This is a genomic window from Pseudomonas sp. 3B-A001-10F (genome assembly GCF_056313565.1).
On the sequence record NZ_JBQYFW010000111.1, the window covers coordinates 1 to 216 of the forward strand.

Sequence of the window (216 nt, forward strand, 5' to 3'; positions counted from 1 at the left end):
CGGTGCGGCGGCCGTCAAAACCGCTTTCCTGACGAATCAGCCCGGTGGAGGTGTAATCCAGCCGATACTTTTCCCCGGATTCGTTTTCAATCTCGGTGAGCAGCAGTTGCGCATGGTCATAGCGGTATTGCACCCGCGTGCCGTCGGGGTTGATCCGCCGCGAGACCAGGTGCAGATCGTCGTCATACTCATAACGGGTGATGTGCCCCTGTTCAT

At 58.3% G+C, this 216-nt stretch carries 1 protein-coding gene; it reads right to left on the reverse strand.

The annotated features are described in order from the left end of the window. Nucleotides 1-216, reverse strand: a 216-nt coding sequence (locus AC0ZWN_RS28970; RefSeq protein WP_476337733.1) for a hypothetical protein, incomplete at both ends; no start/stop codon positions are given.